This is a genomic window from Methylobacterium sp. WL6, assembly GCF_008040095.1.
Taxonomy (GTDB): domain Bacteria; phylum Pseudomonadota; class Alphaproteobacteria; order Rhizobiales; family Beijerinckiaceae; genus Methylobacterium.
The window spans coordinates 1-2,665 of the sequence record NZ_VRVH01000451.1 but is presented as its reverse complement, the minus strand read 5'-3'; the positions used below and the strand labels follow the sequence as shown (position 1 = coordinate 2,665).

Here is a 2,665-nt window from a genome sequence, read left to right as displayed (position 1 = left end):
CCCGCTGCCGCAGGTTGGCTCGCGACCACGAGGCTACCCCGTCCTCTGCGCTCGCCTTCTTCGTCCTCGCCGCAGCCATGATCCTCGTCAGACGGATCGCCCGAGCTTTATGAAACAGGGTCTTAGATCGGTTGGGAACAGCGCATAAGGGTCGTCCAGTAGAAACTGGGTATCGTGACTACCCTTTTGATTGACGAAAAACGCTGGTGTACTTCCCAGTTCCGCCTGTTAAGCAATCTTATAACGATCATATGAAGTTCGGATCCGATATAAACCAAATTCATCTACGTCACGCTCCAGATCAAAATCTCCTTGCGTTACGTTGGATAATTCCTGCAGAAGGTCATTAGCAAGAATTCTTGAGCTTCTTATCTTCGAAGCAAAGACGCTATTGTCGACAGAATTGCCTGATGAAATTTATGCGACAATTACGCGGTGAAATATGTGCTTGTATTTTACCTCTGATCTTGACGCAGTCAAGTTAGTGGATCCAAATTTTCGGCCAGCTCTTAAATGTATGGCAGTAAATTCGGATCATTTAGCGCCTCTGTTTATTTCGCGGTCTACCACCCCCGCCGCTCACCCGCATCCGGCACGCGCCCCTGCGGCGTGAGCCCGTGCACCACCTCCGGCAGCACTTGAGACAGCTGCGACAGCAGCGAGTCCCGGTCCATCCCGGTCTGGCTCTGGAGCGCGCCGAGGGTGTCGGGGCCGAGCGCGCGGGCGAGGTCCTGGGGCTCGATGCTGCGGTTGCTGCCGTGGCCGATCCATGAGTCGATCACGTCGCCGAGGCCGCCCTGCCGGAAGCGGTCGACGAGGCCGTCGAGCCCGCCGACCTGACCCGATGTTTCATGTGAAACGTTTCCTGATTGAGGAACATTGGCTTGGTCGCCGGGGCCGTCCAGCATGCCGGACAGGTCGCTGAAATCGCCGGGCGGCAGCGGCGCGTCGCGGCGGCCGCCCTGCTGGTCGAAGCCGCCGATGTCGCCGGGATCCTGCGCGGAATCGTCGGCGGAGTGGCCCGGATCGCGGCCGTAGGGGCCGGCGCCGCCGGAGCGTTCGGTGTCCGGGCCGGGTTCCGGCCGGCGCTGGCCGCCGCCGAACACGTCGCCGAGGGCGCCGCCCAAGCCGCCGCTCGCGCCCTTGGCGAGCAGCAGCATCAGCAGCGCCTTCACGATCGGCGACATCGCGCCGCCGGCCGCGCCCCCTGGGTTGCCGCCGCGTCCGCCGCCGAGCACCTGCCCGAGCACGCCGCCGATCACCGAATCGAGCAGACCCATGGTGGTTTCCTTCAATCAGGATGGACGGAGCGCACGAAAAAGCCCCCGCCGATCAACGGCGGGGGCCGGGCCGAGGTTGCGTCGTGCCTAGCGGGCGGAGCGCGTGGCGTCGGGCAGGTTCGCTTTCGGGTTCATCCGCGCGGCGCCGACGGTGCCGGTGTCCATCACGTCGGTGCCGGGCGCGAGGGCGCGGGCCGAGGGGACGGTCCCGTTCGGCCGCCCTTCGGCGTCCGGCAGGGTCGCGGCGGTGGGCTGGTCGATGCGGCTGGCCGCCGACTGCGCGCGCGCCGGCTCGACGAAGTCGCCGAGCATTGCGAGCGCACCGGAGCCGGCGAGGCCGGCGGCGAGGAGCGCGGTGGCGGCGAGGCCGGCGCGCGGGCGCAGGGTGAGGCGACGGCGGGCGGAGCGATCGAGTCTCATGGTTTGGGGTCCGTTGCGTGTCTCCGGTGAGCCCGAAGGCTCTCTCTGGAGGGGCAACGCCGGACCGGGGCGCCTCGGTTCCGCGCCGGCTTCAGGTTGTGGGGGGCTCGCTCGGTCGCACCCCCGCGAGGCGCCGGGCGAGCGCGCCGAGCGCGCAGCCGGCGAGGTAGGGCGCCAGCATCGCGACCGCGCTCTCGAGCCAGAACCCGGCGGTGCCGGGCACGATCCCCGCGAGGGCGATGCCGGCCAGCACCAGGGTCGCGATTCCGAGCGCGGCGGGAATCGCGGGGCTGGCCGGCGGCCCGGCGAGCCGGCCGACGCCGAGCCCAAGCACCAGGGCGGCGAGCGATCCCGGCCACAGGCCGGCGAGGAGAAGCATCACGGGCGAACGGCCTCTTGACGGTCAGGGCAGCACGGCGAAGGCGATGCCCGGCCGGTCCGAGGGTTTGTCCGCGATGCTGAGCTGATCGACGCCGGCGCCGGCCTGGAGCAGGTACTCGACAACCACCCCGGCGCGCAGCCGCGCCAGGTCGGGCTCGGGCGCTTCGGTCGCCTCCCTGGGCTTGGCGTCCTTCGGCTTGGCATCCCTCGGCTTGGCATCCTTGGCAGGCTTGGCATCCTTGGACGCCGGCGCGGCCTTCTTGTCCGATGCCTTGGCGTCGGGCTTCGTGGCATCGACCTTGGCCGGATCGGGCTTGGCCCCTGCCTGCGCCCCGGACGCGTCGGCGACCTTCGCCTCGGGCGGAGCGGGCGCGGGCTTGGCCGGATCGCCGTGGCCGGCGACCGCGATGCGCAGCGCGGGGCAGCTTTTGGCGAGATCGGCGAGACGATCGAGCACCGGATAGAAGATCGGCGCGAGCGCGCCCGAGCCGGGCGGGAAGCGCAGGCTGGTTCCGCCGACGAGCGCCGTCGCCTCGGCGCGGCAGGCCTCGGGATCGCGCGTCGGCACGGGGGTCTTCGGCACC

At 68.9% G+C, this 2,665-nt stretch carries 3 protein-coding genes and 2 pseudogenes; 1 reads left to right on the top strand and 4 read right to left on the bottom strand.

Translation table 11 applies throughout. The features are described from left to right. A pseudogene (locus tag FV230_RS27040) lies at positions 1 to 113 on the top strand (IS5/IS1182 family transposase); the annotation flags it as partial. 450 nt (positions 114 to 563) lie between these two features. Here FV230_RS27040 and FV230_RS27035 read toward each other — a convergent pair. The 4 genes and pseudogenes from FV230_RS27035 to FV230_RS27020 form a co-directional block, all read right to left on the bottom strand. Continuing rightward, positions 564 to 1,280 (bottom strand): YidB family protein, encoded by a 717-nt coding sequence (locus FV230_RS27035; RefSeq protein WP_147844568.1) that lies wholly within the window; start codon positions 1,278 to 1,280, stop codon positions 564 to 566. Positions 1,281 to 1,367: 87 nt separating this feature from the next. After that, positions 1,368 to 1,700, bottom strand: a complete 333-nt coding sequence (locus FV230_RS27030) for a hypothetical protein (RefSeq protein ID WP_147844567.1) — start codon at positions 1,698 to 1,700, stop codon at positions 1,368 to 1,370. 91 nt (positions 1,701 to 1,791) lie between these two features. Then, positions 1,792 to 2,079 carry a hypothetical protein gene (locus tag FV230_RS27025; RefSeq protein ID WP_348642167.1) on the bottom strand — a complete coding sequence of 96 codons (288 nt, stop codon included), beginning with the start codon at positions 2,077 to 2,079 and terminating at the stop codon, positions 1,792 to 1,794. Between the two features lie 24 nt (positions 2,080 to 2,103). Beyond that, positions 2,104 to 2,665, bottom strand: a pseudogene (locus FV230_RS27020) (hypothetical protein); the annotation flags it as partial.

Bases quoted from the DNA above. Each gene is read 5' to 3' on its own strand.
- FV230_RS27035 (WP_147844568.1), bottom strand. From the start codon at position 1,280: ATGGGTCTGCTCGATTCGGTGATCGGCGGCGTGCTCGGGCAGGTGCTC.
- FV230_RS27030 (WP_147844567.1), bottom strand. From the start codon at position 1,700: ATGAGACTCGATCGCTCCGCCCGCCGTCGCCTCACCCTGCGCCCGCGC.
- FV230_RS27025 (WP_348642167.1), bottom strand. From the start codon at position 2,079: ATGCTTCTCCTCGCCGGCCTGTGGCCGGGATCGCTCGCCGCCCTGGTG.